Origin of the sequence: Enterobacter cloacae complex sp. 2024EL-00214 (assembly GCF_043945575.1) — a bacterium.
In the GTDB taxonomy this organism is placed as follows: domain Bacteria; phylum Pseudomonadota; class Gammaproteobacteria; order Enterobacterales; family Enterobacteriaceae; genus Enterobacter; species Enterobacter cloacae_P.
In genome coordinates this window covers 199,500-225,780 of the sequence record NZ_JBIMRC010000005.1, presented here as the reverse complement: position 1 = coordinate 225,780, position 26,281 = coordinate 199,500, and the positions used below count along the sequence as shown (strand labels likewise).

Sequence of the window (26,281 nt, the reverse complement as noted above, 5' to 3'; positions counted from 1 at the left end):
ATGAAACAGGTGTCTGAGTGGTTACTCTCCAGCCAGCTGGTCAGCAATAAGGAAAGAAATCGAGGGAGAAGGTTGAAAGGGCAGGAGAAATTCGCTCATACTCTTGAGTTATGTCACACAGTAATACAGACATTGTGTGTTAACAGCGGACGCACCACGCCAGATTAAACAAAAAAGGAACAGGTCATGGCTGAAGAAACTATTTTCAGTAAAATTATCCGCCGCGAAATCCCGTCGGATATCGTCTATCAGGACGAGCTGGTGACGGCTTTCCGGGACATTTCACCTCAGGCACCGACACATATCCTTATTATTCCAAATATTCTGATTCCGACCATGAATGACGTAAAAACCGAGCATGAAGTGGCATTAGGCCGTATGCTGACGGTGGCCGCGAAAATTGCTGAGCAGGAAGGGATTGCGGAAGACGGTTACCGTCTGATCATGAACTGTAATCGCCACGGTGGTCAGGAAGTTTATCATATTCATATGCATCTGCTGGGTGGTCGTCCCCTGGGGCCGATGCTGGCACACAAAGGTCTTTGACATGTTAAGAGGGCGTATTGTGGCGCTGGTAATGACAATGGTGATGGTCGGGTGCAGCGCGCGTCCGGCGATCCCGGTCAGTGATGAACAGACGCTGGTGATGGAATCTTCCGTGCTTGCTGCGGGTATCACGGCAGAGCAACCCGCGTTGACCATCAGTGAAATTCAGTCTTCTGCTTCCTCTACGCTCTTCAACGAAAGACATGAGCCGGTAACGGTGCACTACCGTTTTTACTGGTATGACGTAAGAGGCCTTGAAATGCACCCGCTTGAGGCGACGCGCAGCGTCACCATTCCGGCAAGGTCGTCAGTCACGCTTTATGGCAGTGCCAACTCTCTGGGTGCGCATAAGGTGCGGCTTTATCTTTATTTGTAAGGGGTGAACCTTGATTAAAAATATGAGCCGTTATGCGCTCGTGACCGCTTTTGCACTCTTCCTTGCAGGGTGTGTGACGCGAACGGAACAACCTGCTCCTGTGGAAGAGGCCAAACCAGGCACAGAGCAGCCGACACAACCAACGGAGCCGCAGCCAACCGTGCCGTCTGTACCGAGCATTCCGGCACAGCCAGGCCCGATTGAACATCAGGATCAAACGTCCCAGCCTGCACCACGCGTGCGTCACTATGACTGGAACGGCGCGATGCAGCCGATGGTAGGCAAAATGCTGCAGGCGCAAGGCGTCACGCCGGGAAGCGTACTGCTGGTGGACAGCGTGAATAACCGTACTAACGGTTCCCTGAACGCGGGTGAAGCGACGGAAACGCTGCGCAATGCCCTGGCAAATAACGGTAAATTTACGCTGGTCTCCGCGCAACAGCTGGCAGTTGCCAAACAGCAACTGGGCCTGTCTCCACAGGATAGCCTCGGTTCGCGTAGCAAGGCGATTGGTATCGCCCGTAACGTTGGCGCTCAGTATGTGCTCTACTCAAACGCCTCCGGTAACGTGAATACGCCAGCGCTGCAGATGCAGCTGATGCTGGTTCAGACAGGCGAAATTATCTGGTCAGGTAAAGGTGCCGTTACGCAACAATAACTGCACGCGTGAAGATGTTCTGACGCGTTATTTCCCTCAGTATCGCCTTATCGCGCCGCAGGCCCATTCCGGGCTTGGCGGCGCGAGTTGCATTATTGAGCAAGACTCTCATCGGCTGGTTTTGCGCCAGCATCATGATGCTTCCGCTCCTGCCTCCCACTTTCGTCGACAGTATCGCGCGTTGAGGCGTCTTCCGGTGGATCTCGTGCCGCAGCCGTGTTTTTTTATGCAGGGCTGGATGGCCGTGGAATATCTTGCGGGAGAGATCAAAAGCGAGCTGCCGGATCCCCCCACGCTTGCGGCTATGTTGTATCATCTGCACAGCCAGCCGCGTCTGGGGTGGCGAGTCACGCTGGCACCACTGCTTGAACAATACTGGCAGCAGGCTTTACCCGGCAGACGAACGCCTTTCTGGCTGGCTGAGCTTAAACGGCTGCGTAAAGCGGGAGAGCCACAGCCGCTACGGTTGGTACCATTGCATATGGATGTCCACGCCGGGAATATCGTTCATACGTCAGCAGGGACCAGGCTTATCGACTGGGAATATGCCGGAGACGGGGATGTGGCACTGGAGCTGGCAGCAGTGTGGGCGGAAGAGGATACCGCGCGACAAACGCTCATCAGCGACTATGCCCGGATTGCCCACCTGGATGCCACAATTCTGGCTCATCAGGTCAGGCGCTGGCGGCCGTGGGTATTGATGCTGATGGCAGGCTGGTTCGAAGTCCGCCTGCGGCAGTCAGGTGACAAACAATTTATTACGCTGGCAGATGACGTCTGGCGTCAGTTACAAACTAAAGGATAAGAGAGGTTCGTGTGGGTCCAGTCATGTTGGATGTAGAAGGGTTTGAGCTGGATGCGGAGGAGCGTGAAATTCTGGCGCACCCGCTGGTTGGTGGTCTGATTCTGTTTACCCGCAACTATCACGATCCGGAGCAGCTGCGTGAACTGGTCCGGCAAATCCGCGCAGCATCCCATCATCGTCTGGTGGTCGCTGTAGACCAGGAAGGCGGGCGTGTACAACGTTTCCGCGAAGGCTTTACCCGCCTGCCAGCGGCACAATCATTTGCGGCACTGTTGGGTACGGAAGAGGGCGGCAAACTGGCACAGGATGCGGGCTGGTTGATGGCCAGTGAGATGATTGCGATGGATATCGACATCAGCTTTGCACCGGTGCTGGACGTAGGGCATATCAGTGCTGCCATTGGTGAACGTTCGTATCATGAGGATCCGCGTATTACACTGGCGATGGCTACCCGTTTTATTGATGGTATGCACGATGCGGGAATGAAAACCACCGGGAAGCACTTCCCTGGCCACGGCGCAGTGACTGCGGATTCGCACAAAGAGACGCCACGCGATCCGCGTCCGGAGGCGGACATTCGTGCCAAAGATATGTCGGTATTCCGTTCGTTGATTACCGATAACAAACTGGATGCCATCATGCCAGCACACGTGATTTACAGTGATGTTGACCCGCGTCCGGCCAGCGGTTCTGCGCACTGGCTCAAAACCGTTCTGCGCCAGGAGCTCGGTTTCAACGGTGTGATTTTCTCCGACGATTTGTCGATGGAAGGAGCGGCGATTATGGGGAGCTATGCAGAACGCGGGCAGGCGTCGCTGGATGCGGGTTGCGATATGATCCTCGTCTGCAATAATCGTAAAGGAGCCGTCAGCGTGCTGGATAACCTGTCGCCGATCAATGCAGAGCGTGTTACACAATTGTATCATAAAGGTTCATTTAGTCGTCAGGAGCTGATGGGCTCGGCGCGCTGGAAGACGGTCAATGCCCAGCTTGAAGCACTGAATGAGCGCTGGCAGGCACATAAAGCCAGCCTTTAAACCCTCCCGGAAGGCGTAGCGTGGTGAGAGACAATGATCATCTATTTACACGGTTTTGACTCAAACAGTCCAGGTAATCATGAGAAGGTGCTGCAGCTGCAGTTTATCGATCCAGATGTACGGTTGATCAGCTACAGTACGCGCCATCCGAAGCATGATATGCAGCATTTACTCAAAGAAGTGGACAAGATGTTGCAACTCAATGTTGATGAGCGCCCGCTCATTTGTGGTGTCGGGTTGGGGGGCTACTGGGCAGAGCGGATTGGGTTCCTGTGCGACATTCGCCAGGTGGTGTTCAATCCTAACCTGTTCCCGAATGAAAACATGGAAGGCAAAATCGATCGCCCTGAAGAGTACGTCGATATTGCCACCAAGTGCGTCAGTAACTTCCGCGAGAAAAACCGCGACCGCTGTCTGGTGATCCTCTCGCGCAATGATGAGGCCCTGAGCAGCCACCGGGCTGCAGAGCTGCTGCATCATTACTATGAAATAGTCTGGGACGAGGATCAGACCCACAAGTTCAAGAATATCTCTCCGCATTTACAACGCATCAAAGCCTTTAAAACACTGGGCTGAGCACCATCATCTTACTCACCAGGCCTGGCCGTGACAGCGTGCCGGGCCTTCTTTTTTGCTAAATTTGTACAAATTTACGCCATCAAAACTTGATGCATATCAATTTTGGTATGACCAATGCGCCTGACGTGTTATTCTCAATGCACCTGAATGGTTTCAGTGCTGTAACTTGTTGTTAACTAAGAGTTATTTCAATAACTTTTAATTAACAATTGGTTAATAATTTGAGGGGGTCACGTTGACTACGCCATTGAAAAAGATAGTGATTGTAGGCGGTGGTGCTGGCGGGCTGGAGCTGGCAACACAGTTGGGCAAGAAGCTGGGTCGCGGCAAAAAAGCCAAAATTACGCTGGTGGATCGTAACCACAGTCACCTGTGGAAGCCGTTGCTGCACGAGGTGGCGACCGGTTCGCTGGATGAAGGTGTGGATGCACTGAGCTATCTGGCGCACGCACGCAATCATCATTTCCAGTTCCAGCTGGGTTCCGTGGTGGACATCAACCGTGAAAGCAAAACCATTACCCTGGCAGAGCTACGCGACGAAAAGGGTGAGCTGCTGGTACCTGAGCGCAAACTGGCGTATGACACGCTGGTGATGGCGTTGGGCAGTACCTCTAACGACTTCAACACGCCAGGTGTGAAAGAGCACTGTATCTTCCTGGATAACCCGCACCAGGCACGCCGTTTCCATCAGGAAATGTTGAACCTGTTCCTGAAGTACACCAATAGCATGGGTGCGAATGGTAAGGTTAATATCGCCATTGTTGGCGGTGGTGCGACGGGTGTTGAGCTCTCCGCTGAACTGCACAACGCGGTGAAACAGCTGCACAGCTACGGTTATAAAGGGCTGACCAACGACGCGCTGAACGTGACGCTGGTGGAAGCCGGCGAACGTATTCTGCCTGCGCTGCCTCCACGTATCTCCGGTGCGGCGCATAGCGAACTGACCAAACTGGGCGTACGCGTACTGACCCAGACAATGGTCACCAGCGCGGATGCAGGCGGCCTGCATACCAAAGATGGCGAGTACATCAAAGCCGATCTGATGGTCTGGGCGGCGGGTATCAAAGCACCTGACTTTATGAAAGATATCGGCGGGCTGGAAACCAACCGCATTAACCAACTGGTGACAGAGCCAACGCTGCAAACCACACGTGACCCGGAAATCTATGCGATCGGTGACTGTGCGTCCTGTGCGCGTCCGGAAGGCGGGTTTGTTCCTCCGCGTGCCCAGGCAGCACACCAGATGGCAAGCCTGGTTCTGCACAACATTCTGGCGCAGGCTAAAGGCAAGCCGATGAAGGCGTACACCTACAAAGATCACGGTTCACTGGTGTCGCTGTCTAACTTCTCTACCGTCGGTAGCCTGATGGGTAACCTGATGCGGGGGTCCATGATGGTGGAAGGGCGCATTGCACGCTTTGTGTATATCTCCCTGTACCGTATGCACCAGATCGCGCTGCACGGCTACTTCAAAACGGGCCTGATGATGCTGGTAGGCAGAATCAACCGCGTTATTCGTCCGCGTCTCAAGCTGCACTAATCCTCTCTTCCCTCCGGGCTTCCGGAGGGATTTTTTAGCATATCATGCTGGTAATCTCCCTCTGATCGCTTAGGAGTTCTCCGAAACGCGGTCATTCTGTCGATATCCCCACACTTTTACGCCTTTTTCCGATTGGCTAAATCTGCCGTTAATTGCAAAATTGTTACTAATAGCAACAAAGGAGGAAGTCCCGTGAATAAATCCATGTTGGCGGGTATAGGGATTGGCGTCGCTGCTGCGTTAGGTGTGGCTGCCGTTGCCAGTCTCAATGTGCTTGATCGCGGCCCGCAGTATGCTCAGGTAGTTTCCGCTACCCCGATTAAAGAAACCGTTAAAACACCTCGTCAGGAGTGTCGTAACGTTGCCGTGACTCATCGTCGTCCGGTGCAGGATGAAAACCGTATCGCCGGTTCTGTGCTGGGTGCGGTAGCCGGTGGCGTGATTGGCCATCAGTTCGGTGGTGGACGTGGCAGGGATGTCGCAACCGTCGTCGGCGCACTGGGTGGCGGCTACGCCGGTAACCAGGTGCAGGGGGCAATGCAGGACAACGATACATACACCACGACTCAGCAGCGCTGTAAAACTGTCTACGACAAGTCGGAAAAAATGCTGGGCTATGACGTAACGTACAAAATTGGCGACCAGCAGGGCAAAATTCGGATGGATAAAGACCCTGGTTCCCAGATCCCCCTGGACGGAAACGGTCAGCTGGTACTGAATAACAAAGTGTAAAAAAGATGTTCTCTGAATTTAGCTCCTCAAGCGCTCAGGCTGAGGAGCTTTTTTTTTGCTCAGGCTTTGAGGAGTTCAGGCCACAGGCGCAGTGTGGTCTGGGTAATACTTTGCAGTTTTTCCAGCGTTGCGCCTTCACGGGCGCTGATCGACATGCCCTGCAAAATGCAGCTCAGAAATTGTGCCAGCGCCTGTGGATGGCAATGCGCGGGTATTTCACCGCGCTGCTGGCGCTGGGCCAGAAATGTGCTCAACGTCTCTTCCTGCAAGGCATGACGCGATTTCACCGTGTTGGCTATCTCTCTGGAAGACGCCGCAAGGGTGGCGGAGGTGTTAATCATAAAACAGCCCGCAGGCGTATCTTTGCTGGTGAAGCAGGTGGCGACGGTGGTGAAATAGTCCAGTAATGCTTGCTCAACACTTTTTTCTTCACAGAAAAGCTGCGCTTCGTGTTTGGCAGCAAAACGCGAGATGTATCTGTCCAGCACTGCTCTGAACAGCCCCTCTTTATTCGTGAATTCCGCATACAGCGTTGGCGCTTTAGCTCCGGTGGCCTCCACCAGATCGGAAAGCGACGTCGCTTCATACCCATGTTGCCAGAAGAGTGTCATGGCCTTATCAAGCGCTGCATCCCTGTCGAACACTTTTGGTCGGCCACGGCTTTTCTTTGCGCAACTCGTGACATCGGTTGTCATTTGCCGTTGGTCCTCTGTTGGTTTGTTGAATAGTCATTATAAAAATAAACGTGTGCCACCACCAGTGCTGATTGCTGAAAAATAAATTAATCATATCAATATGATTAATAAGAGAATTTAAATTAATTTAACGGTCGTTATAAAAAACATATTGACGTGTGATCTGGATCACATCTATCATTTAACTATCGATCGTTAAGTAAATAACTAACGACCTTCATATTCATCTGCCTAAAGGTAACAATCATGAAAAACGTAAAAACCCTGCTCGCTGCTGCTGTCCTGAGTTCACTTTCTTTCGCAAGCTTCGCTGCTGTTGAAGTGCAATCCACCCCTGCTGATCAGCATAAAGTGGGCACTATCTCCGCAAACGCAGGTACAAACCTGAGTTCTCTGGAAGATCAGCTGGCGCAAAAAGCTGACGAAATGGGGGCAAAATCTTTCCGTATCACTTCAGTCACCGGCCCTAACACCCTGCACGGTACTGCTGTAATCTATAAATAAGCTCGACAAAACCTGCAGTTATGCCACTGCAATCAAAAACGCCCTGCATGAGCAGGGCGTTTTTCGTTGTGCGTTACATAGACTGTTGAGTGGTATCGTGATACCGCGTGACATTTGTCGGCATACCGGAACGCGCTTCCATCGCGCGTTCCATCACGATGCCATCGGTGCCGGCATTAGCCTTGAAGCTCATCATTGCCGCATTCAGGTTGATTGGCAGTGTCTGCGGATCATCACCAATATTCTTCGATAACGGCTGGTGGATTTCGACCAGGCGTATGCCGCCCGGCTCCCCGGAGACCTTAATCGGTGTATTGATAATATTCACTTTGGTGCCTGGTGCGATCACGCTATAAAGCGTTTTGATATCATCATCACGCAGACGAATACAACCGGAACTGACGCGCATGCCGATGCCAAAATCAGCATTCGTTCCGTGCAGCAGATAAACACCACCGTATGCCGCGAGGCGGATTGCATGGTGTCCCATTGGGTTATCCGGGCCTGCCGGTACAACAGTTGGCAGGTCAATCCCCTGCGCTTTATAGCGGGCACGGATGTTGGCCGTTGGTGTCCAGGTCGGGTTCGCGCGTTTGTCCGACACGGTGGTGATCATCGTTGGTGTAAGGGTATCGCCGCCCAGTTGACCAATGCCGATAGGGTAGACGGTGACGACGTTTTTGCCCGGCGGATAGTAGTAAAGACGCAGCTCGGCAAGATTTATTACGATCCCCTCGCGCGGTGCATCCGGCAAAATAGTTTGTAGTGGAATGGTCAGTACGCTGCCAGCACGCGGTACGTAAGGGTCAACGCCAGGATTAGCCTGCAGCAGTGCCAGAAAGCCGACGTTATATTTTTTGGCAATCGCTTCCAGCGAACCACCATTATTTTCAACCACATGAAAGCGGTTTTCCCCCACAACCTTACTGCCAGCAGGCGGAAGCGGCCAGGTGTTTGCGCGAGCAGGAAGCGCAATAGCCACCGTTGCGGCCAGCGCAAACAGGGTTATCCAGCGAGTAAAACGCGAAGAGGTCATCATTACCATAATCCATATAAATGATAAGGTTATTGTTTTATAAGGCGTTAATGATAATTATGATGAATGAGTATGTCGGGAAGATCGGGGGAAGTGCAAAGAGTTTGTAAATAGTCCCCCGGCAGCAGGTGTTACCGGGGGGATTGAGAGCCCGTTACGCGATAGCGTTTTCTTCCAGCTGGCGCATAAAATTACGCACCCAGTCCATGCGGGTTTTACGCTCCGCCAGCGCCTGAACAAAGCGGAGGCGCGTTGGGCCATCAAGACGGAAGTGCTGCGGCTGTTTTTGCAGCAAACCAATCAGCCACATCGGGTCGACATGGTTTTTCTCGGCGAACTCAATAATGCCGCCTTTTTCATTGCTTTCGAACTTGCGAATGCCCAGTTTCTGCGCCTGTTGCCGCAGCCGCGCAATATCCAGCAGAGTTCTCGCGGCATCTGGCAGAAGCCCAAAACGGTCGATCAACTCGACCTTAATTTCTTCCAGTTCGGTTTCTTTTTTCGCACTGGCAATACGTTTGTAGAACGACAGGCGGGTATTCACATCCGGGATAAAATCATCCGGCAGCAGGGAAGGCATACGCAGTTCCACTTCCGTTTGCTGGCTGGTGAGATCTTCCAGCGACGGTTCACGCCCGGCCTTCAGCGCATCGACGGCATTTTCCAGCAGCTCCATATACAGCGAGAAGCCGATGGTTTCCATTGAGCCGCTCTGGTCTTCACCCAGTAGTTCACCGGCACCGCGGATCTCGAGATCGTGCGTCGCCAGCGCGAAACCGGCACCCAGATCTTCTAGCGAGGCGATCGCTTCCAGACGCTTTTGCGCGTCGGTCGTCATTGCTTTCGGATGCGGCGTCAGCAGCCAGGCGTACGCCTGGTGGTGTGAACGTCCGACACGACCGCGCAGCTGGTGTAGCTGTGCCAGACCAAAGTGATCCGCGCGTTCAATGATGATGGTGTTTGCTGTCGGAATGTCGATCCCGGTTTCGATGATGGTGGTACACACCAGCACGTTAAAACGCTGGTGGTGGAAGTCGTTCATCACCCGTTCCAGCTCACGTTCGCGCATCTGCCCATGACCGATGGCAATGCGTGCTTCCGGCACCAGCTCGGCCAGCCTGTCCGCCGCTTTCTGGATATTTTCCACGTCGTTGTACAGGTAATAAACCTGCCCACCACGCAGCACTTCACGCAGAATGGCCTCACGTACCACCAGATTGTCGTACTCGCGAACAAAGGTCTTCACCGCCAGACGGCGCGCTGGCGGGGTGGCGATAATCGACAGATCGCGCATGCCGCTCATCGCCATGTTCAGCGTACGCGGAATTGGCGTGGCGGTCAGGGTCAGAATGTCGACATCGGCGCGCATTGCTTTAATGCGCTCTTTATGACGCACCCCGAAGCGGTGCTCTTCATCCACAATCAACAGCCCCAGATCTTTCCATTTCACATCGCTCTGCAGTAGCTTGTGGGTGCCGATCAAAATATCGATCTTGCCTTCACTGGCCTGCTCCAGAATGTGTGTTTGCTCTTTGGCACTGCGAAAACGTGACAACATCTCAATGCGTACCGGCCAGTTGGCAAAACGGTCGCGGAAGTTGTCAAAGTGCTGTTGGGCGAGAAGGGTGGTCGGCACCAGCACCGCAACCTGCTTGTTGTTCTCTACGGCCAGGAAGGCGGCGCGCATCGCCACTTCGGTTTTCCCGAAGCCAACGTCGCCACACACCAGCCTGTCCATCGCCAGCGGCTGACACATGTCGCTCAGTACGGCATTAATAGCCTGTGCCTGGTCCGGCGTGGTTTCAAACGGGAAGCTGTCGCAGAACAGCTGATATTGTTCTTTATCGTGCTTAAAGGCATAGCCTTCTTTGGCTGCGCGCTGGGCGTAGATATCCAGCAGTTCTGCCGCCACATCGCGCACTTTTTCGGCGGCCTTCTGACGCGCTCGCGCCCAGGCATCACCGCCCAGTTTGTGCAGCGGTGCATTGTCCTCTGCGCCACCGGCGTAGCGGCTGATCAGGTGCAGGGAAGATACCGGGACATAGAGTTTGGCGTCGTTAGCGTAGGTCAGCATCAGGTACTCGCCTTTGATGCCACCCGCTTCAAGCGTGGTCATCCCCTGATAGCGCCCAACGCCGTGTTCGAGGTGAACAATCGGCTGGCCCGTGTGCAGCTCCGCCAGGTTGCGGATCAGCGTGTCCGGGTTGATGGTGCGACGGCTGTCCTGACGGCGACGCGCCACGCGTTCCCCCAGCAGGTCGCTTTCGCAAATCAGCGCCAGGTTGTTGAGCGTATCGATAAACCCGTGCTCGGCGGCACCGATCATCAGGTAACGCCCATTACCGCTGGCTTCGCTCAGCCGCAGAATGCGCTTCGGCGCAACTTTAATCCGCCCGAGCAGTTCACCCAGGGCTTCCCGGCGTCCTTCACTCTCAACCGAGAAGACCACCGGCCCGGTAAAGGATTCGAGGAACTTGCGCAGGTTATCCAGCGGTGATTTTTGCTGCGCCTGAACGGCCAGCTCGGGCAATTTCTGGAACGCCAGATTAGTATTGGCCGCTTTGTCGGCAAGCGATTCCGTTTTGAGCTGCATACGCGGCCAGCGCTTCAGCTCGGCGTTTAGCTCATCAGTGCGTAGCCACAGCGTTTCCGGCGGCAGTAGCGGACGCATCGGATCCACGCCCCGACTTTCAAAGCGGGCGCGCGTTTCACTTTCAAAACGACTGGCACTGGCGTCGACATCACCGGTATTCACAATCAGCGTGTTTGCCGGGAAGTAGCTAAACAGTGCGGGCAGTGGTTCGTTAAAGAACAACGGCTGCCAGTATTCGATCCCCGCCGGCAGCGTGCCTTTGCTGACCTGCTGATAAATATGTTCGGCGTCACGCTTCACATCAAACTTGTCGCGCCACTGGCTGCGGAACAGCTCGATGGCGGTTTTGTCCGTCGGGAATTCATGGGCGGGCAGCAAGTTAATGGAGTCCACTTCTTCCAGCGTACGCTGGGTGTCAGCATCGAACACGCGCAGGCTGTCGATTTCATCATCGAAGAAATCCAGGCGATAAGGCTGGTCGCTACCCATCGGATAGAGATCCAGCAGCGCGCCGCGTGTGGCGTATTCACCGTGCTCCATCACCTGATCGACGTGGCGATAACCAGCGCTATCCAGCTGCGCTCGCAGGGCATCGCGCGACAGGCGCTGGCCTTTTTTCATCACCAGGGCATGGCCATGCAGATAACTGTGTGGGCAAACGCGCTGCATCAGCGTGTTCACCGGGACGATTAATACGCCGCGCTGCATGGTAGGTAATTGATAAAGTGTCGACAGACGTGAGGAGATGATCTCCTGATGCGGGGAGAAGCTGTCATAGGGCAGCGTTTCCCAGTCGGCCAGGCTGGACACCAGGTTATCGGTGAACTGCCGAATTTCGTCGTGCAGACGCAGGGCATTTTGCATGTCCGGGGCAACCAGCACCACCGGGCCAGGATGGCGCTCAGCGATTTCTGCCACCAGCGTGGCACACGCCGCGCCCGTGAGTTCGCCCAGTTGGCGCTGGTCGCCCGCTTTGACGGGCAAGGAATAACGATAGTGTTCAGCCATGGCTATGTCAGAGTCTCTTATGGATATACCAACAGTATTGGGGCATATCACTGATACGCAATGTCTTTATTATCCTCGATCGTTTTGCATAAGCAAACTGGAACCGCACGGGAGGGATTCGTCCCCAGGAGGTGAGGGAGGTCATCAGTAACAGTCTGTATCGGGACGTTTTTCGGAAAAGGTGAGGGCTTCTGTAGGGAGGTTAAAAGAGTAGCCCAATGATTTATCTGAATTTTTAGGAATAATGATTACCAAAGCTTACGGTTTCAGTCATTTACGCTTAACGGATTCGCTTATATACTCGTGGGTCTGCTATCAGCAAACAGACGGATTTCATGTACCAACCTGTCGCACTCTTTATAGGCTTACGTTACATGCGTGGGCGCGCCGCGGACCGTTTCGGTCGCTTTGTCTCCTGGCTTTCGACTATTGGCATTACGCTTGGCGTGATGGCTTTAGTGACGGTACTGTCCGTCATGAATGGCTTTGAGCGCGAGCTGCAAAACAACATCCTGGGGCTAATGCCGCAGGCCGTTCTCTCATCAACTAACGGTTCTATTAATCCGCAACAGCTGCCGGAAAGCGCGGCGAAGTTACAGGGTGTCACGCGCGTGGCTCCGCTCACGACGGGCGATGTCGTGCTGCAAAGCGCACGTAGCGTGGCAGTAGGCGTGATGCTGGGTATTGACCCGGCGCAAAACGATCCGCTGACGCCGTACCTGGTCAACGTTAAACAGACTGACCTGGAAGCCGGTAAATATAACGTGATCCTTGGTGAGCAGCTTGCCGGGCAGCTCGGCGTCAACCGTGGCGACCAGCTGCGCGTGATGGTGCCGTCTGCCAGCCAGTTTACACCGATGGGACGTCTGCCGAGCCAGCGTCTGTTCAACGTGATTGGTACGTTTGCTGCCAACAGCGAAGTCGACGGTTATCAGATGCTGGTTAACATTCAGGATGCTTCTCGCCTGATGCGTTACCCCGCAGGGAACATCAGCGGCTGGCGTCTGTGGCTTGATGCGCCGCTGAAGGTCGATACCCTCAGCCAGCAAAAATTACCGGACGGGACAAAATGGCAGGACTGGCGCGAGCGTAAGGGCGAGCTGTTCCAGGCCGTGCGCATGGAAAAGAACATGATGGGGCTGCTGTTGAGTCTCATTGTGGCGGTGGCGGCGTTTAACATCATCACCTCGCTGGGGCTGATGGTGATGGAAAAGCAGGGCGAAGTCGCCATTCTGCAAACCCAGGGGCTGACGCCGCGCCAGATCATGGCCGTGTTTATGGTGCAGGGAGCCAGCGCCGGGATTATCGGTGCGCTGCTTGGTGCGGTGCTGGGGGCGCTGCTTGCCAGCCAGCTTAACAACTTAATGCCAATCATCGGTGCGTTGCTTGATGGTGCGGCACTGCCAGTGGCTATCGAACCGCTGCAGGTGATCGGTATTGCGCTGGCTGCGATGGCCATTGCGCTGCTTTCTACGCTTTATCCTTCCTGGCGCGCTGCCGCCACTCAACCCGCTGAGGCTTTACGTTATGAATAAGATCCTGTTGCAATGCGACAACCTGTCCAAACGCTATCAGGAAGGCGCTGTGCAGACCGACGTGCTGCACAATGTGAGCTTCAGCGTAGGCGAAGGCGAGATGATGGCGATTGTGGGGAGCTCTGGCTCCGGCAAAAGTACCCTGTTGCACCTGCTGGGTGGGCTGGATACCCCAACGGCAGGTGATGTGATTTTCTCCGGCCAGCCGATGAGCAAAATGTCTTCTGCGGCAAAAGCGGAACTGCGTAACCGTGAGCTGGGCTTTATCTACCAGTTCCACCACCTGCTGCCGGATTTCACTGCGCTGGAAAACGTGGCGATGCCACTGCTGATTGGCAGGAAGAAACCCGCAGAAATTAACACCCGTGCCAGCGAGATGCTGAAAGCCGTGGGGTTGGGGCATCGCGGTAATCACCGTCCGTCCGAGCTGTCCGGCGGCGAGCGTCAGCGTGTGGCAATTGCCCGTGCGCTGGTCAATAACCCACGCCTGGTACTGGCAGACGAACCGACGGGGAACCTGGATGCGCGCAATGCGGACAGTATTTTCCAGCTTCTGGGTGAACTGAATGCCTCCCAGGGGACCGCGTTTCTGGTCGTGACCCACGATCTGCAGCTGGCAAAACGTATGGGACGCCAGCTTGAAATGCGTGATGGTCATCTGAATGCTGAACTGACCCTGATGGGAGCGGAGTAATGGCTTCACCGTTATCGTTACTTATCGGGTTGCGTTTTAGCCGTGGCCGCCGCCGCGGCGGTATGGTGTCGCTCATTTCGGTCATTTCCACCATCGGGATTGCGCTTGGCGTGGCGGTGCTGATTGTGGGCTTAAGCGCTATGAACGGTTTTGAGCGTGAGCTGAACAATCGCATTCTGGCGGTAGTACCGCACGGTGAAATTGAACCGGTTAACCAGCCGTGGACAAACTGGAGCGATGCGCTCAGCAAAGTAGAGAAAGTGCCGGGTATTGCTGCGGCTGCGCCCTATATTAACTTTACCGGGCTGGTGGAAAGCGGCGTTAACCTGCGCGCCATTCAGGTAAAAGGAGTAAACCCGGTGCAGGAAGAGCGACTGAGCGCGTTGCCGAAATATGTACAGAATGGCGCGTGGTCCAGTTTTAAGGCCGGTGAGCAGCAAATCATCATGGGCAAAGGCGTGGCCGATGCGCTCAAGGTGAAGCAGGGCGACTGGGTATCCATCATGATCCCGAACGCCAGCGCCGACCATAAACTGCAGCAGCCTAAACGCGTGCGCCTGCACGTGACCGGTATTCTTCAACTGAGCGGCCAGCTCGATCACAGTTTCGCGATGGTACCGATGGACGATGCGCGTCAGTATCTGGACATGGGCGACAGCGTGACGGGGATTGCCATTAAGGTTAACGACGTCTTTAACGCCAACAAACTGGTGCGCGATGCAGGTGGTGTGACCAACAACTATGTCTACATCAAGAGCTGGATTGGCACTTACGGGTATATGTACCGTGATATCCAGATGATCCGCGCCATTATGTACCTGGCGATGGTGCTGGTGATTGGTGTGGCGTGTTTTAATATCGTCTCGACGCTGGTGATGGCGGTCAAAGACAAGAGCGGTGACATTGCTGTGCTGCGTACCCTGGGGGCAAAAGACGGTCTTATTCGCGCCATCTTTGTCTGGTACGGTTTGCTGGCGGGGCTGTTTGGCAGCCTGTGCGGTGTGGTGATTGGCGTGGTGGTTTCACTTCAGCTGACGCCAATCATTAACGGGATTGAAAAGCTAATTGGCCACCAGTTCCTGTCAGGTGATATCTATTTTATTGACTTCCTGCCGTCTGAATTGCACTGGCTGGACGTTATTTATGTGCTGGTTACAGCACTTTTACTGAGTCTGCTGGCAAGCTGGTATCCGGCGCGTCGCGCAAGCCGAATTGATCCGGCGAGGGTATTAAGTGGCCAGTAATTACGTCATGATTCATTGTCTTATACACAAAATCATTCAAGCTGGATCAAGGCGGCAAGTCTGAGAATCCCCAGAAGCTTACTTAAGTAGGTGATTGGGGTGAACAGACGAAGCCAACGCAGAGGCAGTTTGAAGGATGAAGTGTATGGCCGCTGAATCAAAAGAGGAATGCATTATGTATTATGGATTTGATATTGGCGGCACTAAAATTGCGTTGGGCGTGTTTGATGAAAACCTCAAACTGCAGTGGGAAACTCGTGTTCCCACCCCGCGTGAAAGCTACGATGAATTTTTAACGGCCATTGCCGCGCTGGTGGCGCAAGCCGACGCTCGTTTTGGTGTAAAAGGCAGCGTCGGCATTGGTATTCCGGGAATGCCCGAAACGGAGGATGGCACGCTGTATGCCGCCAACGTTCCTGCGGCCAGCGGTAAACCGCTGCGCGCCGATCTCTCTGTTCTCCTTGAACGCGACGTGCGTTTAGATAACGATGCCAACTGTTTTGCTCTCTCGGAAGCCTGGGACGACGAGTTCCGCCAATATCCGCTGGTGATGGGGCTGATCCTCGGTACGGGCGTCGGAGGCGGGATCGTCATCAACGGTAAACCGATTACCGGGCACAGTTACATCACGGGTGAATTCGGCCATATCCGCCTGCCGGTGGATGCGCTGGAGGTGGTGGGGCGCGATTTCCCGCTGACGCGCTGCGGCTGTGGTCAGCGCGGCTGCATTGAAAACTATCTTTCAGGCCGTGGGTTTGCATGGCTTTATGAACACTTCTATCATCAGAAACTTGAAGCCATCCAAATCATTACCTTGTGGGAGCAGGGGGATGCGCAGGCGCGTGAACACGTCGAACGCTATCTTGATTTGCTGGCGGTGTGTCTGGGGAATATTCTGACTATTGTCGACCCGGATCTGCTGGTGATTGGGGGTGGGCTTTCAAACTTTACAGCGATTACGGAACAGTTGTCCGGGCGTTTGCCCCGACATTTATTGCCGGTCGCCCACGTGCCGCGTATTGAACGCGCGCGGCACGGGGACGCAGGAGGCATGCGCGGAGCTGCATTCCTTCATCTCACCGATTAGTTTACGAGGTTACTATGCTGTCGCGTCGGTTAGGTCGACTCAGCCGTTTTCGCAAAAATAAACGCCGCTTACGTGAGCGCTTGCGCCAGCGGATTTTTTTCAGGGACAGAATGATGCCGGAAGCGATGGATAAACCCAGAGTGGTGGTCCTGACCGGTGCGGGGATCTCTGCCGAATCTGGTATTCGTACCTTCCGTGCGACGGATGGGCTGTGGGAAGAGCATCGTGTCGAGGATGTGGCGACGCCGGAAGGCTTCGCCCGCGATCCGGAGCTGGTGCAGGCGTTTTATAACGCCCGTCGTCGTCAGCTTCAGCAACCGGAGGTTGCGCCGAATGCGGCGCATCTGGCACTTGCGCAACTGGAAGAGGCGCTGGGGGATCGTTTTCTGCTGATCACGCAGAATATCGACAACCTGCATGAGCGAGCGGGTAACCGGAACATCATCCATATGCACGGTGAACTGCTGAAGGTGCGCTGCGCCTGGAGCGGTCAGGTGCTGGACTGGAAAGAGGATGTGCTGGAGGAAGACCGGTGCCATTGCTGTCAGTTCCCTTCGCGCCTGCGCCCACACGTGGTCTGGTTTGGTGAAATGCCGCTGGGGATGGATGATATCTACAGTGCGCTGGCAATGGCGGACGTGTTTATTGCTATTGGCACCTCAGGCCATGTCTATCCGGCAGCAGGTTTTGTACACGAAGCGCGGCTACATGGTGCTCACACGGTAGAACTTAATCTTGAGCCGAGCCAGGTTGGGAGCGAGTTTGAAGAGAAGCACTATGGCCTGGCAAGTCAAGTGGTACCGGAATTTGTCGATAAGCTGCTGAAAGGGCTGTAACCGTAAAAAGGCACCCGTTTTACCGGGTGCCTTTGTCGTTATGAATTAAAGAATGCCAGCGTTTTCTCCAGTGATTTCGCCTGCTCGTCCAGCGACAGTGCTGCGGCTGAAATCTGCTGCACCAGTGACGCATTCTGCTGAGTGGTGCTGTCCATCTGATTGACGGCGGTGCTGACCTGACTAATCCCCCGGTTCTGCTCGTCCAGCGCCTGAACAATTTCGTTAATCACCAGGTGCACATGCGACACGGCCTCGATGACCTGCTTCATCATGCCACCGGTTTCATTAACCAGTTCAACGCCTTTGCTGACGCGGCTCGACGACTCCGCAATCAGATGTGAGATCTCTTTGGCCGCGTTGGCGCTCCGCTGGGCAAGATTGCGGACTTCACCAGCCACCACGGCAAACCCGCGTCCCTGTTCGCCCGCCCGGGCTGCTTCCACGGCAGCGTTCAGTGCCAGAATATTGGTCTGGAAGGCAATACCGTCCACAATACTGTTGATCTCGCCGATTTTACGGGCGCTCTCGTCTATTTCGGCAATCACGTCCACGACCTCGTTCACCAGCGTTTCACCCCGACCGGCGATCGTGGCCGCATGGTCGGTCAGACGTGTCGCCTTGTGGGCATTGTCGGCGTTATTTTTCACCGTGGCTGAAATTTCTTCCATGCTGGCTGCTGTCTCAACAATCGCCGCCGCCTGTTCTTCGGTACGCGAGGCCAGATCAAGGTTACCCGCCGAAATTTCGCTGGTGCCGCCGTGGACAGTGTGACTGGCCTCGTTGATGTTGTCGACGATGCGTCTGAGCTGCATCTGCATGGTATGCAGGGCGTAGAAAATGCTGCGGGTATCGCCAGCCCGAACCGGGATAACGTTATTTAAATCACCCCGTGCAACGGCCAGCGCAATACCGGCGGCATCAGCCGGCTCACCACCAACCGGGCGGTCAACTTTGCGGGTAAAGATCTGTGCCATCACCAGGCTAACCACCACGATACTTAACACCATCAGGATGATGGCTTTCAGCAAAAACTGCCTTGCCTCGGCCATCACTTCGCTGACCGGTGTGACGATGGCCAGCTTCCACGGCGTTTCACTGTTGCCGATAGTGATGGATTGCCAGGTAATAAACACCTCTTCCTTCAGAAGAGGATCGGGAACGCGGATGACGTCGTTACCGGCAATTTTACCTGCATAAGGCTTACCCACGGCCCGTTTATCCGGGCTGGAAACCACGGTGTTGCCTGCTGAGAGGAGCAGGGCATAGCCTGTGTTGTTCCAGGGTTTAATCGCACCGATCATCGTCTGCAGCGTGGCCAGTGAGAAGTCGGATGTTACTGACCCCAGGAACTGACCATCGTGCATGATGGGTGCAGCAATCGACGTGAGCATCACGTCAACGCCGTTGTAGGGGTAAATATAGGGCTCGATGATGACGTCTTTTTGTCGCTGCTTCGGCAACAGATAGTAATCACCGCTGCCCGGCGTTTCTATATCAGTCAGCAGGTGTAACGCGGGTTTTCCCGTGGTATCGCGGTCGACGTAGCGGGCGTAACGTCCTGCCGGATCTTCACCGCTCTGACCGGCAAAAGTGGCATCTTTGCCATCGAAGGCGTTGGGTTCAAACGCCATCGACATGGACAAAAAATTGCCGTGCGCGGTGAGATAATGCGTGAGCAGCTGGTTTAACCCCTGACGGTCAGCCATTCCCGCGTCACGCAACGCAAGGGCGCTGTTGCCGATATCCCGGGCGGCTGTCAGGGCTGAATCCATCTGCTTACTGACCTGTAAAGACTGAACTTGCGCAATTTGCTGGATGTGCTTTTTGGCCAGAACCTCTTGCTGAGCCATCCATTGCCACATCATAAAACCGATCGTTGCCGTAAAGCCTACCGTCACGGTGATAAAAATAGATAACAGCATCAATGTTTTGACACTTAATTTTCGTTTTTGGATCATAGCGTTCTTCACTCTTTTCTCCAGGAATGTCGCACATACCGGGCATGTACAGATCATTTATCGGATATATCTCCATTTTTCTGTAGAGTGCGGGATAAATTTAATTTAAATTTTGAGAATGCAATTCCTTTTGATTAATGTGGTTGCTAATGTTTTGTGCAATAAATCAAAATAGCGCTCGATAATGCTCGTTATACTCGTGTAAAAAGAAGATGCTAATAAATATAAAAACGATGAGGAGGATGGGATATGTACGCATTTATCGCGAGACAACCCATTTTTAACACGGATATGAATACAGTGGCGTATGAGCTGCTTTTCAGGGATGGGATGACAAACCGTTTTCCGGATGTGTCGGCGGAATATGCAACATCCAGGATGATTTCTGACCAGTTTTTATGTGTCCCGTCTCAGCAGATTGCTGGGACACACACATCGTTTATCAATTTCCCTTCCCGAATGGTAATCGATCGCAGCGGAGAAGCGCTGGATAAAGATAACGTGGTTGTTGAGATCCTCGAGGATGCTGTCCCGGGAGACGAATTATTGCAGGCCGTGAAAGAGATGAATGCCCACGGATATCGCTTTGCGTTGGATGATTTCACCCTTGCACCTGAATGGGATGTTTTTTTACCCTATATTTCCATACTGAAATTCGATGTCAGAAATAATACCTTAGAGCAAATTGAAAATTATTTGCAACAGCGTAAAAAGCTGACCGGACATATTAAGTATCTCGCTGAAAAAGTTGAGACTAAAGAGGAATTCAAAAAATACCGCGATGCAGGTTTTTCTCTGTTTCAGGGTTACTTTTTCTGCCGCCCGGAGATCATAAAATATAAGCGGTTATCGCAAAACCAGCTCGCAATTTTTCGTCTGCAGATGGAAATAGGACGCAACAAACCCGATTTCCGGATTATCGAGTCGCTGATTAAAACAGACCTCACTTTGTCCTATAAAATCATGCGGTATATGAAACATACCGCATTTAAATACTGTAGTGCCTGTAATTTTAGTAAGTTAACGCTAAGTGAAGTGCTTAGGTATCTCGGTGAGAACCAGCTCAGAAGATTTGTTGCGGTCGTGGTGCTGGCCAGCGCGGGTAATGATACCGTTAACGAGCTTTACCCTCTGAGTATGATGCGAGGGAAATTTTGTGAACTGATCACCGAGAAAATGGGGGAGCCGACGCAGGCTGAAAATGCGTTCCTGTGCGGCCTGTTCTCGTTGCTCGATACTATCCTTGAACTGCCGATGACTGAGTTAATGAAGCAAATTGCCGTGCCACAGAGTGTGAGCAATGCGTTGTGCCATCAGGAAGGGCTGTTAGCCGACATCGTTACGCTTTGCCGCTACTATGAACAGCAGGAGTGGGATGAGGCGACCAGAATGTGTAACGTGTTGGGTCTGTCGGATGAGGATGTTGTCGGGGCCATGCGAGTGGCAACGATCTGGGCAGGGGAGAATGCAGCCAGTTAATCGGTCCTCACGCCGCCTGTGCGACGTGAGGACGTGTGCGACACGGCTTAGCGGCCCGCTTTTAACTTCTGGTAATACTCTTCGTAAAGACGACTGGCATCACCGACGTCGTTCTGCCACTCCCCTTTACTGATGATTTGCGCATCCGGGTAAAGCGATTTATCGTTCGCGACCGCCGGGCTGAGCAGCTTACGCGCGGCCAGGTTTGGCGTTGGGTAGCCAATAGTCTCGGCAACCTGTTTCGCCACATCCGGGCGCAGAAGGAAGTTAATCAGCTTCAGCGCACCCTCTACATTTTTCGCATTTGACGGAATAGAGAGGCTGTCCATCCAGAAGATCCCACCTTCTTTCGGCCAGACGACTTCCAGCGGTGTACCGGCCTGGCGTGCAACATACGCGGAGCCGTTCCACACCATACCCAGGTTCACTTCGCCTTCCATATACGGGTTTGCCGGGTTATCGGAGTTAAACGCTGCCACGTTAGGCATCAGCTTTTTCAGCTCATAATAGGCCGCTTCAATTTCTTTTGGATCCGTGGTGTTGCCAGAGTAACCCAGTTTACGCAGTGCAATCTGGAACACTTCGCGGGCGTCGTCAGTGAGCAGCAGGCTACTTTTGTATTCCGGTTTCCACAGATCGGCCCAACGGGTGACGGTTTTAGGGTCGATGGCGTCACTGTTGATGCCAATAGCCGTCGCACCCCAGATATATGGAATAGAGTAGTCATTATTCGGATCAAACGGTTTATTGAGCATCTCCGGATCGAGGTTGCTGAAGTTAGTCAGCTTCGTTTTGTCGATCTTCTGGATCATGCCCTCTTTGCGCATTTTATCGACGAAATAGGTTGAGGGAACCACCAGATCATACGCGCCGTTTTTGTAGGTTTTGAGCTTGGCGTACATGGTTTCATTCGACTCGTAGGTGGAATAGATAACCTTGATACCCGTCTCTTTTGTGAACTGTTCCAGCAGGCCTGGCGGCACATACTCAGTCCAGTTGTAGAAATAGAGCGTTTTGCTGTCATCAGCATGCGCAGTACCCATACCGAGCACCAGTGCTGCAGCGGCAAGCATTTTTTTCATTTTAAAGTCCCCAGAGATTTTGTTTTGTCACGCGCAATAACCTGGCTGGCAACCACCATAACCAGCGATAACACCAGCAGAATTGTCGCCAGCGCGTTCACCTCGGGCGAAACGCCAACTTTGACCATTGAATAGATCTTCAGTGGCAGAATCTCATAGCCTGGCCCGGTCACGAAAGAGGAGACCACGACGTCATCCATCGACAGGGTAAAGCTGAGCAACCACCCGGCAGCCACCGCAGGCATCGCCAGCGGCAGGATGATTTTACGCAGGATGGTCATCTCGCTGGCCCCCAGATCTTTCGCCGCCTCCAGCATTCGCACGTCGAACCCTTTCAGGCGTGCGAAAACGGTTACCACGACAAACGGCAGGCAGAACGTGATGTGGGAAAACAGCAGCGACCAGAATCCCAGCTGTACGCCCAGCAGCATAAATAGCACCAGCAGGGAAATCGCCATCACAATATCGGGTGACATCATCACGACAAACAGCATGCCGCTGACGAACGGCTTGCCACGAAATTGATAGCGATACAACGCCACGGCGGTGAGTGAGCCGATCAGCGTGGCAAAGGTGGCGGAGAAAATCGCCATCGTCAGCGAGTGTTGAGCGGCCTGCAGCAGGCTATCATTGTTCATCAGCAGGCTGTACCAGCTGGTGGTAAACCCTTGCCAGTTGATCCCAAAGCGTGAGCTGTTAAACGAGTTTACGATCAAAATGATAATCGGGATATAGAGATATGCATAAATGGCGGCCATAAAACCGCCGCGAAGCAGTCGGCCGATCATTCGAGTTCCACCCTTTTGTTCAGCAAGCGCGAGGCTCGCCAGTACACCAGCAGCATCAGACCCATCACCACCGTCAGCGTAATGCTGGTGGCGGAGCCAAATGGCCAGTCACGGATGTTCAGGAACTGGCTCTTAATCACGTTACCGATGAGCAGGTTTTTTGCCCCGCCCATCAGGTCAGAAACGTAGAACAAACCCATTGCGGGCAGCATCACCAGCAGACAACCGGCGATAATGCCGGGCATGGTCAGCGGGATCACGATACGAATAAAGGTCTGCAATTTACTGGCACCCAGATCTTTCGCCGCTTCCAGCAGCGGCTTATCGAGTTTTTCGATGCTGGAGTAGAGCGGCATCACCATAAACGGCAGCAGAATATAGACCAGACCGATAATCACCGCTCCCGGGGTGAACATGATGCGGATTGGTGTATCAATCACCCCCAGCCACAGCAGGAACTCGTTCAGATATCCCTTCGTGCTGAGGAAGATTTTCAGGCCGTAGATGCGGATTAACGAGTTGGTCCAGAAAGGCACAATCAGTAAAAATAACAGCAGTGGGCGTATCTTTTTCGGCAGACGCGCGAGGAACCACGCGAAAGGATAACCCAGCACCAGACAGGCAACGGTGGCTATCAGCGCCATACTGAGCGAGTGCAGGAGCACGTCAAAATAGAGCGGGTCGAGCAGGCGCGAGTAGTTCTCCAGCGTAAAGACCAACTGAACGAAACGGGTATCGTCGCGGGTCAGGAAGCTGGTCGCGATGATCATCAGGTTGGGTAAAAAGACAAACAACACAAGCCAACCGACGATAGTGGCAATCACCACATTCTGGAATTTACTTGTGTTCTTCATCAGCCAGTACAACCTCCCAGCTTTCTACCCAGTTGATGACCATTTTTTGATCAAGAGAGTGGTCAAAGTCCGGGTCATCTTCGTTAAAGAATTCGCTGACGAGAACCATCTTACCGTTTTCCAGTTCGACGACGGACTCCAGCGTCATCCCCTTATAGTTCCGCTCGCGGATATAGCCGATAAGACCGTCGGCATCGTCACTGCCGTGAATTTCATCAACACGCAGGTCTTCCGGGCGCAGCAGAACGTTGAGCTTTTGCCCCTTTTCAACGGCAAAGTTAACGGTGATATTGCACTCGTGGCCTTCGACACGGGCTCGAACGCGCTCTTCATCCAGACGTTCAATGACTGTAGCGTTGAAGATATTGATTTCGCCAATGAAGCTCGCCACAAACAGGTTTTTCGGCTCTTCATAGATTTCGCGCGGGGTACCGTCCTGCTCGATTTTGCCGTCACGCATCACGACGATGCGGTCTGACATGGTCAGCGCTTCTTCTTGATCGTGGGTGACAAAGACAAAGGTGATACCCAGTTTGCGCTGTAAGGCTTTCAGTTCGTTCTGCATCTGCTTGCGCAGTTTGTAATCCAGTGCGGAAAGCGATTCATCCAGCAGCAGCAAGCGCGGTTTATTGACCACTGCACGCGCGATGGCCACACGCTGTTGCTGGCCGCCGGAAAGCTGGTGGGGGTTACGCTGAGCAAACTCCTCCAGCTGAACCATACGCAGTGCTTCGGTAACGCGCGCGGGAATGTCTTTTGCCGGTGTTTTTTGCATCCGCAGGCCAAACGCTACGTTCTCAAACACGGTCATGTGCGGGAACAACGCATAACTTTGAAAGACGGTATTAACGTGGCGATTTTCGGCGGGAACCTGGGTAATGTCCTGGTTTTCAAGATGGATAAGGCCGTTATCAACGTTTTCCAGCCCGGCGATAAGGCGCAGTACAGTTGTCTTACCGCAGCCAGAAGGGCCAAGTAGCGTGAGAAACTCACCATCATTGATGGTCAGGCTGAGATCGGAGATCACTGCTTTACCATCAAAACTTTTACAAATTCGTTCCAGTTGCACCAGCGGTGAACGTGAACGGCGTTGTGTATTCAATTTTTGTGCTGTCCCATATAAACGCCTCAGGCAGCAGACTGAAGCGGGGTTTGTGTGTAACCGTAACCACCCTGGTGACGCGTAATGAGGGCGGACATTCTACGGCAATCCCCTGCAATCGCCAATCCTTGTCACTGATCTATAAGCTACATTTATTAACGCATAAAGATATAAACGTAAAAAGTTCTCGTTTGCGGGATAAAAGTGACCTGACGCAATATTTGCGTTTTGATGGTTATTGATAATGTTGTCACGAAAAGTGAGGGTGACTGCATGGATAAATTACTTGAGCGTTTTTTACAGTACGTTTCGCTGGATACCCAATCTAAACCGGGTGTCCGACAGGTGCCGAGCACCGAAGGCCAGTGGAAGTTATTAAACCTGCTCAAAGAGCAGCTTGAAGCACAAGGGCTGGTCAACGTCACGCTAAGCGAGAAAGGCACTGTGATGGGAACGCTGCCGGCAAATGTCTCCGGGGATATCCCGGCGATCGGCTTTATCTCTCATGTTGACACCTCACCGGATTTTAGCGGTAAGCATGTGAACCCACAGATTGTTGAAAATTATCGCGGTGGAGACATTGCCCTGGGGATTGGTGATGAAGTGCTGTCACCGGTGATGTTCCCGGTTCTGCACCAGCTGCTTGGCCAGACGCTGATCACCACCGATGGTAAAACGTTGCTGGGGGCTGATGATAAAGCGGGTATTGCCGAGATCATGACCGCACTGGCGGTGCTAAAAGGCAAAAATATTCCGCATGGTGATATTCGTGTGGCGTTTACGCCGGATGAAGAGGTAGGCAAGGGCGCGAAGCACTTCGACGTTGACGCCTTTGATGCGAAGTGGGCCTATACCGTTGACGGTGGTGGTGTGGGGGAGCTGGAGTATGAAAACTTCAACGCGGCGTCGGTCACCATCAAAATTGTGGGAAACAATGTCCATCCTGGCTCTGCAAAAGGGGTGATGGTGAACGCGCTGTCGCTGGCTTCCCGCATTCATGCGGAAGTGCCAGCAGAAGAGAGCCCGGAGCTGACTGAAGGGTACGAAGGTTTCTATCATCTGACCAGCATCAAGGGCACGGTGGACAGTGCGCAGATGCACTACATCGTGCGCGATTTTGATCGCAAAGCCTTTGAGGCGCGCAAGCGCAAGATGATGGAAATTGCGAAGAAGGTCGGCAAGGGGCTGCACCCGGATTGCTACATTGAGCTGATTATCGAAGACAGCTATTACAATATGCGCGATAAAGTGATGGAGCACCCGCATATCCTCGATATCGCACAGCAGGCGATGCGGGATTGCGACATCGAACCGTTACTGAAACCCATTCGCGGCGGCACCGATGGTTCGCAGCTGTCGTTTATGGGGCTGCCATGCCCGAACCTGTTTACCGGCGGTTATAACTACCACGGCAAGCATGAATTCGTGACGCTGGAGGGGATGGAAAAAGCGGTGAAGGTGATCGTGCGGATCGCAGAGTTGACGGCGAATCGATGATAAAACGCCCGGTGGC

At 53.5% G+C, this 26,281-nt stretch carries 24 protein-coding genes; 16 read left to right on the top strand and 8 right to left on the bottom strand.

The window, feature by feature from the left end:
* The first annotated feature begins 186 nt into the window (after positions 1-186).
* The 8 genes from hinT to ACHHZ6_RS08190 all read left to right on the top strand — a co-directional run bounded on the left by hinT (position 187) and on the right by ACHHZ6_RS08190 (position 6,273).
* Complete coding sequence (hinT, locus tag ACHHZ6_RS08225; protein ID WP_182271034.1) at positions 187-546, top strand: purine nucleoside phosphoramidase; 360 nt, start codon at positions 187-189, stop codon at positions 544-546.
* A gap of 1 nt (position 547) precedes the next feature.
* Positions 548-922 carry a YcfL family protein gene (locus tag ACHHZ6_RS08220; RefSeq protein ID WP_182919798.1) on the top strand — a complete coding sequence of 125 codons (375 nt, stop codon included), beginning with the start codon at positions 548-550 and terminating at the stop codon, positions 920-922.
* Positions 923-932: 10 nt separating this feature from the next.
* Entirely contained in the window at positions 933-1,580 is a 648-nt protein-coding gene (lpoB, locus tag ACHHZ6_RS08215) for a penicillin-binding protein activator LpoB (RefSeq protein ID WP_182271036.1), read from the top strand.
* Positions 1,561-2,385, top strand: a complete 825-nt coding sequence (gene thiK, locus ACHHZ6_RS08210; RefSeq protein WP_182919799.1) for a thiamine kinase — start codon at positions 1,561-1,563, stop codon at positions 2,383-2,385. The genes lpoB and thiK overlap by 20 nt, the downstream gene beginning before the upstream one ends.
* Before the next feature lie 11 nt (positions 2,386-2,396).
* Positions 2,397-3,422 carry a beta-N-acetylhexosaminidase gene (gene nagZ / locus ACHHZ6_RS08205; protein WP_395122074.1) on the top strand — a complete coding sequence of 342 codons (1,026 nt, stop codon included), beginning with the start codon at positions 2,397-2,399 and terminating at the stop codon, positions 3,420-3,422.
* Positions 3,423-3,455: 33 nt separating this feature from the next.
* Positions 3,456-3,998: an alpha/beta hydrolase YcfP gene (gene ycfP / locus ACHHZ6_RS08200; RefSeq protein WP_182271039.1), complete on the top strand. Its 543-nt coding sequence runs from the start codon at positions 3,456-3,458 to the stop codon at positions 3,996-3,998.
* A 238-nt stretch (positions 3,999-4,236) separates the two neighbouring features.
* On the top strand, positions 4,237-5,541 hold the full coding sequence (locus ACHHZ6_RS08195) for an NAD(P)/FAD-dependent oxidoreductase (protein ID WP_182271040.1): 1,305 nt from the start codon (positions 4,237-4,239) through the stop codon (positions 5,539-5,541).
* A 192-nt stretch (positions 5,542-5,733) separates the two neighbouring features.
* Positions 5,734-6,273 (top strand): glycine zipper 2TM domain-containing protein, encoded by a 540-nt coding sequence (locus ACHHZ6_RS08190; protein ID WP_182271041.1) that lies wholly within the window; start codon positions 5,734-5,736, stop codon positions 6,271-6,273.
* Positions 6,274-6,332: 59 nt separating this feature from the next.
* Here the strand turns inward: ACHHZ6_RS08190 and comR are convergent, their stop codons facing one another.
* Complete coding sequence (gene comR / locus ACHHZ6_RS08185) at positions 6,333-6,968, bottom strand: TetR family copper-responsive transcriptional repressor ComR (RefSeq protein ID WP_395122073.1); 636 nt, start codon at positions 6,966-6,968, stop codon at positions 6,333-6,335.
* A 246-nt stretch (positions 6,969-7,214) separates the two neighbouring features.
* On the opposite strand from comR, the gene bhsA reads away from it, so the two are divergent.
* The gene (bhsA, locus tag ACHHZ6_RS08180; RefSeq protein WP_182271043.1) at positions 7,215-7,472 is read left to right on the top strand and encodes a multiple stress resistance protein BhsA; all 258 of its coding nucleotides are present in this window, start codon (positions 7,215-7,217) and stop codon (positions 7,470-7,472) included.
* A gap of 73 nt (positions 7,473-7,545) precedes the next feature.
* Here the strand turns inward: bhsA and ACHHZ6_RS08175 are convergent, their stop codons facing one another.
* Both ACHHZ6_RS08175 and mfd read right to left on the bottom strand, forming a co-directional pair.
* On the bottom strand, positions 7,546-8,511 hold the full coding sequence (locus ACHHZ6_RS08175) for a L,D-transpeptidase family protein (protein ID WP_182271044.1): 966 nt from the start codon (positions 8,509-8,511) through the stop codon (positions 7,546-7,548).
* Positions 8,512-8,662: 151 nt separating this feature from the next.
* Positions 8,663-12,109 (bottom strand): transcription-repair coupling factor, encoded by a 3,447-nt coding sequence (mfd, locus tag ACHHZ6_RS08170; RefSeq protein WP_182271045.1) that lies wholly within the window; start codon positions 12,107-12,109, stop codon positions 8,663-8,665.
* Between the two features lie 335 nt (positions 12,110-12,444).
* On the opposite strand from mfd, the gene lolC reads away from it, so the two are divergent.
* The 5 genes from lolC (at position 12,445) to cobB (ending at position 17,505) form a co-directional block, all read left to right on the top strand.
* Positions 12,445-13,644, top strand: coding sequence for a lipoprotein-releasing ABC transporter permease subunit LolC (gene lolC / locus ACHHZ6_RS08165; protein WP_182919801.1), 1,200 nt, complete (start codon positions 12,445-12,447; stop codon positions 13,642-13,644).
* On the top strand, positions 13,637-14,338 hold the full coding sequence (gene lolD, locus ACHHZ6_RS08160; RefSeq protein WP_182271047.1) for a lipoprotein-releasing ABC transporter ATP-binding protein LolD: 702 nt from the start codon (positions 13,637-13,639) through the stop codon (positions 14,336-14,338). Before lolC ends, lolD begins: the two co-directional genes overlap by 8 nt.
* Positions 14,338-15,582, top strand: a complete 1,245-nt coding sequence (lolE, locus tag ACHHZ6_RS08155; protein WP_182271048.1) for a lipoprotein-releasing ABC transporter permease subunit LolE — start codon at positions 14,338-14,340, stop codon at positions 15,580-15,582. Before lolD ends, lolE begins: the two co-directional genes overlap by 1 nt.
* Before the next feature lie 175 nt (positions 15,583-15,757).
* Positions 15,758-16,669 carry an N-acetylglucosamine kinase gene (nagK, locus tag ACHHZ6_RS08150; protein WP_182271049.1) on the top strand — a complete coding sequence of 304 codons (912 nt, stop codon included), beginning with the start codon at positions 15,758-15,760 and terminating at the stop codon, positions 16,667-16,669.
* 14 nt (positions 16,670-16,683) lie between these two features.
* Positions 16,684-17,505, top strand: a complete 822-nt coding sequence (gene cobB / locus ACHHZ6_RS08145; protein ID WP_182271050.1) for a Sir2 family NAD+-dependent deacetylase — start codon at positions 16,684-16,686, stop codon at positions 17,503-17,505.
* A gap of 38 nt (positions 17,506-17,543) precedes the next feature.
* Here cobB and ACHHZ6_RS08140 read toward each other — a convergent pair whose 3' ends face one another.
* Complete coding sequence (locus ACHHZ6_RS08140) at positions 17,544-19,463, bottom strand: methyl-accepting chemotaxis protein (RefSeq protein ID WP_230857857.1); 1,920 nt, start codon at positions 19,461-19,463, stop codon at positions 17,544-17,546.
* Positions 19,464-19,712: 249 nt separating this feature from the next.
* Here ACHHZ6_RS08140 and ACHHZ6_RS08135 point away from each other — a divergent pair, with 249 nt between their 5' ends.
* Positions 19,713-20,942, top strand: a complete 1,230-nt coding sequence (locus tag ACHHZ6_RS08135) for an EAL and HDOD domain-containing protein (RefSeq protein WP_182271052.1) — start codon at positions 19,713-19,715, stop codon at positions 20,940-20,942.
* Positions 20,943-20,989: 47 nt separating this feature from the next.
* Here the strand turns inward: ACHHZ6_RS08135 and potD are convergent, their stop codons facing one another.
* Genes potD through potA form a run of 4 tightly spaced genes read right to left on the bottom strand, consistent with a single transcriptional unit; the run spans position 20,990 to position 24,798 of the window.
* Positions 20,990-22,024 (bottom strand): spermidine/putrescine ABC transporter substrate-binding protein PotD, encoded by a 1,035-nt coding sequence (gene potD, locus ACHHZ6_RS08130; RefSeq protein ID WP_182271053.1) that lies wholly within the window; start codon positions 22,022-22,024, stop codon positions 20,990-20,992.
* Positions 22,021-22,812 carry a spermidine/putrescine ABC transporter permease PotC gene (gene potC, locus ACHHZ6_RS08125; RefSeq protein WP_182919802.1) on the bottom strand — a complete coding sequence of 264 codons (792 nt, stop codon included), beginning with the start codon at positions 22,810-22,812 and terminating at the stop codon, positions 22,021-22,023. The genes potD and potC overlap by 4 nt, the downstream gene beginning before the upstream one ends.
* A complete protein-coding gene (gene potB / locus ACHHZ6_RS08120; RefSeq protein WP_182271055.1) occupies positions 22,809-23,666 on the bottom strand; it encodes a spermidine/putrescine ABC transporter permease PotB in 858 nt (285 codons plus the stop codon). The genes potC and potB overlap by 4 nt, the downstream gene beginning before the upstream one ends.
* Positions 23,650-24,798, bottom strand: coding sequence for a spermidine/putrescine ABC transporter ATP-binding protein PotA (gene potA, locus ACHHZ6_RS08115; protein ID WP_182274492.1), 1,149 nt, complete (start codon positions 24,796-24,798; stop codon positions 23,650-23,652). The genes potB and potA overlap by 17 nt, the downstream gene beginning before the upstream one ends.
* A gap of 243 nt (positions 24,799-25,041) precedes the next feature.
* Here potA and pepT point away from each other — a divergent pair, with 243 nt between their 5' ends.
* Positions 25,042-26,265, top strand: a complete 1,224-nt coding sequence (gene pepT / locus ACHHZ6_RS08110; protein WP_196391165.1) for a peptidase T — start codon at positions 25,042-25,044, stop codon at positions 26,263-26,265.
* Positions 26,266-26,281: the final 16 nt, after the last annotated feature.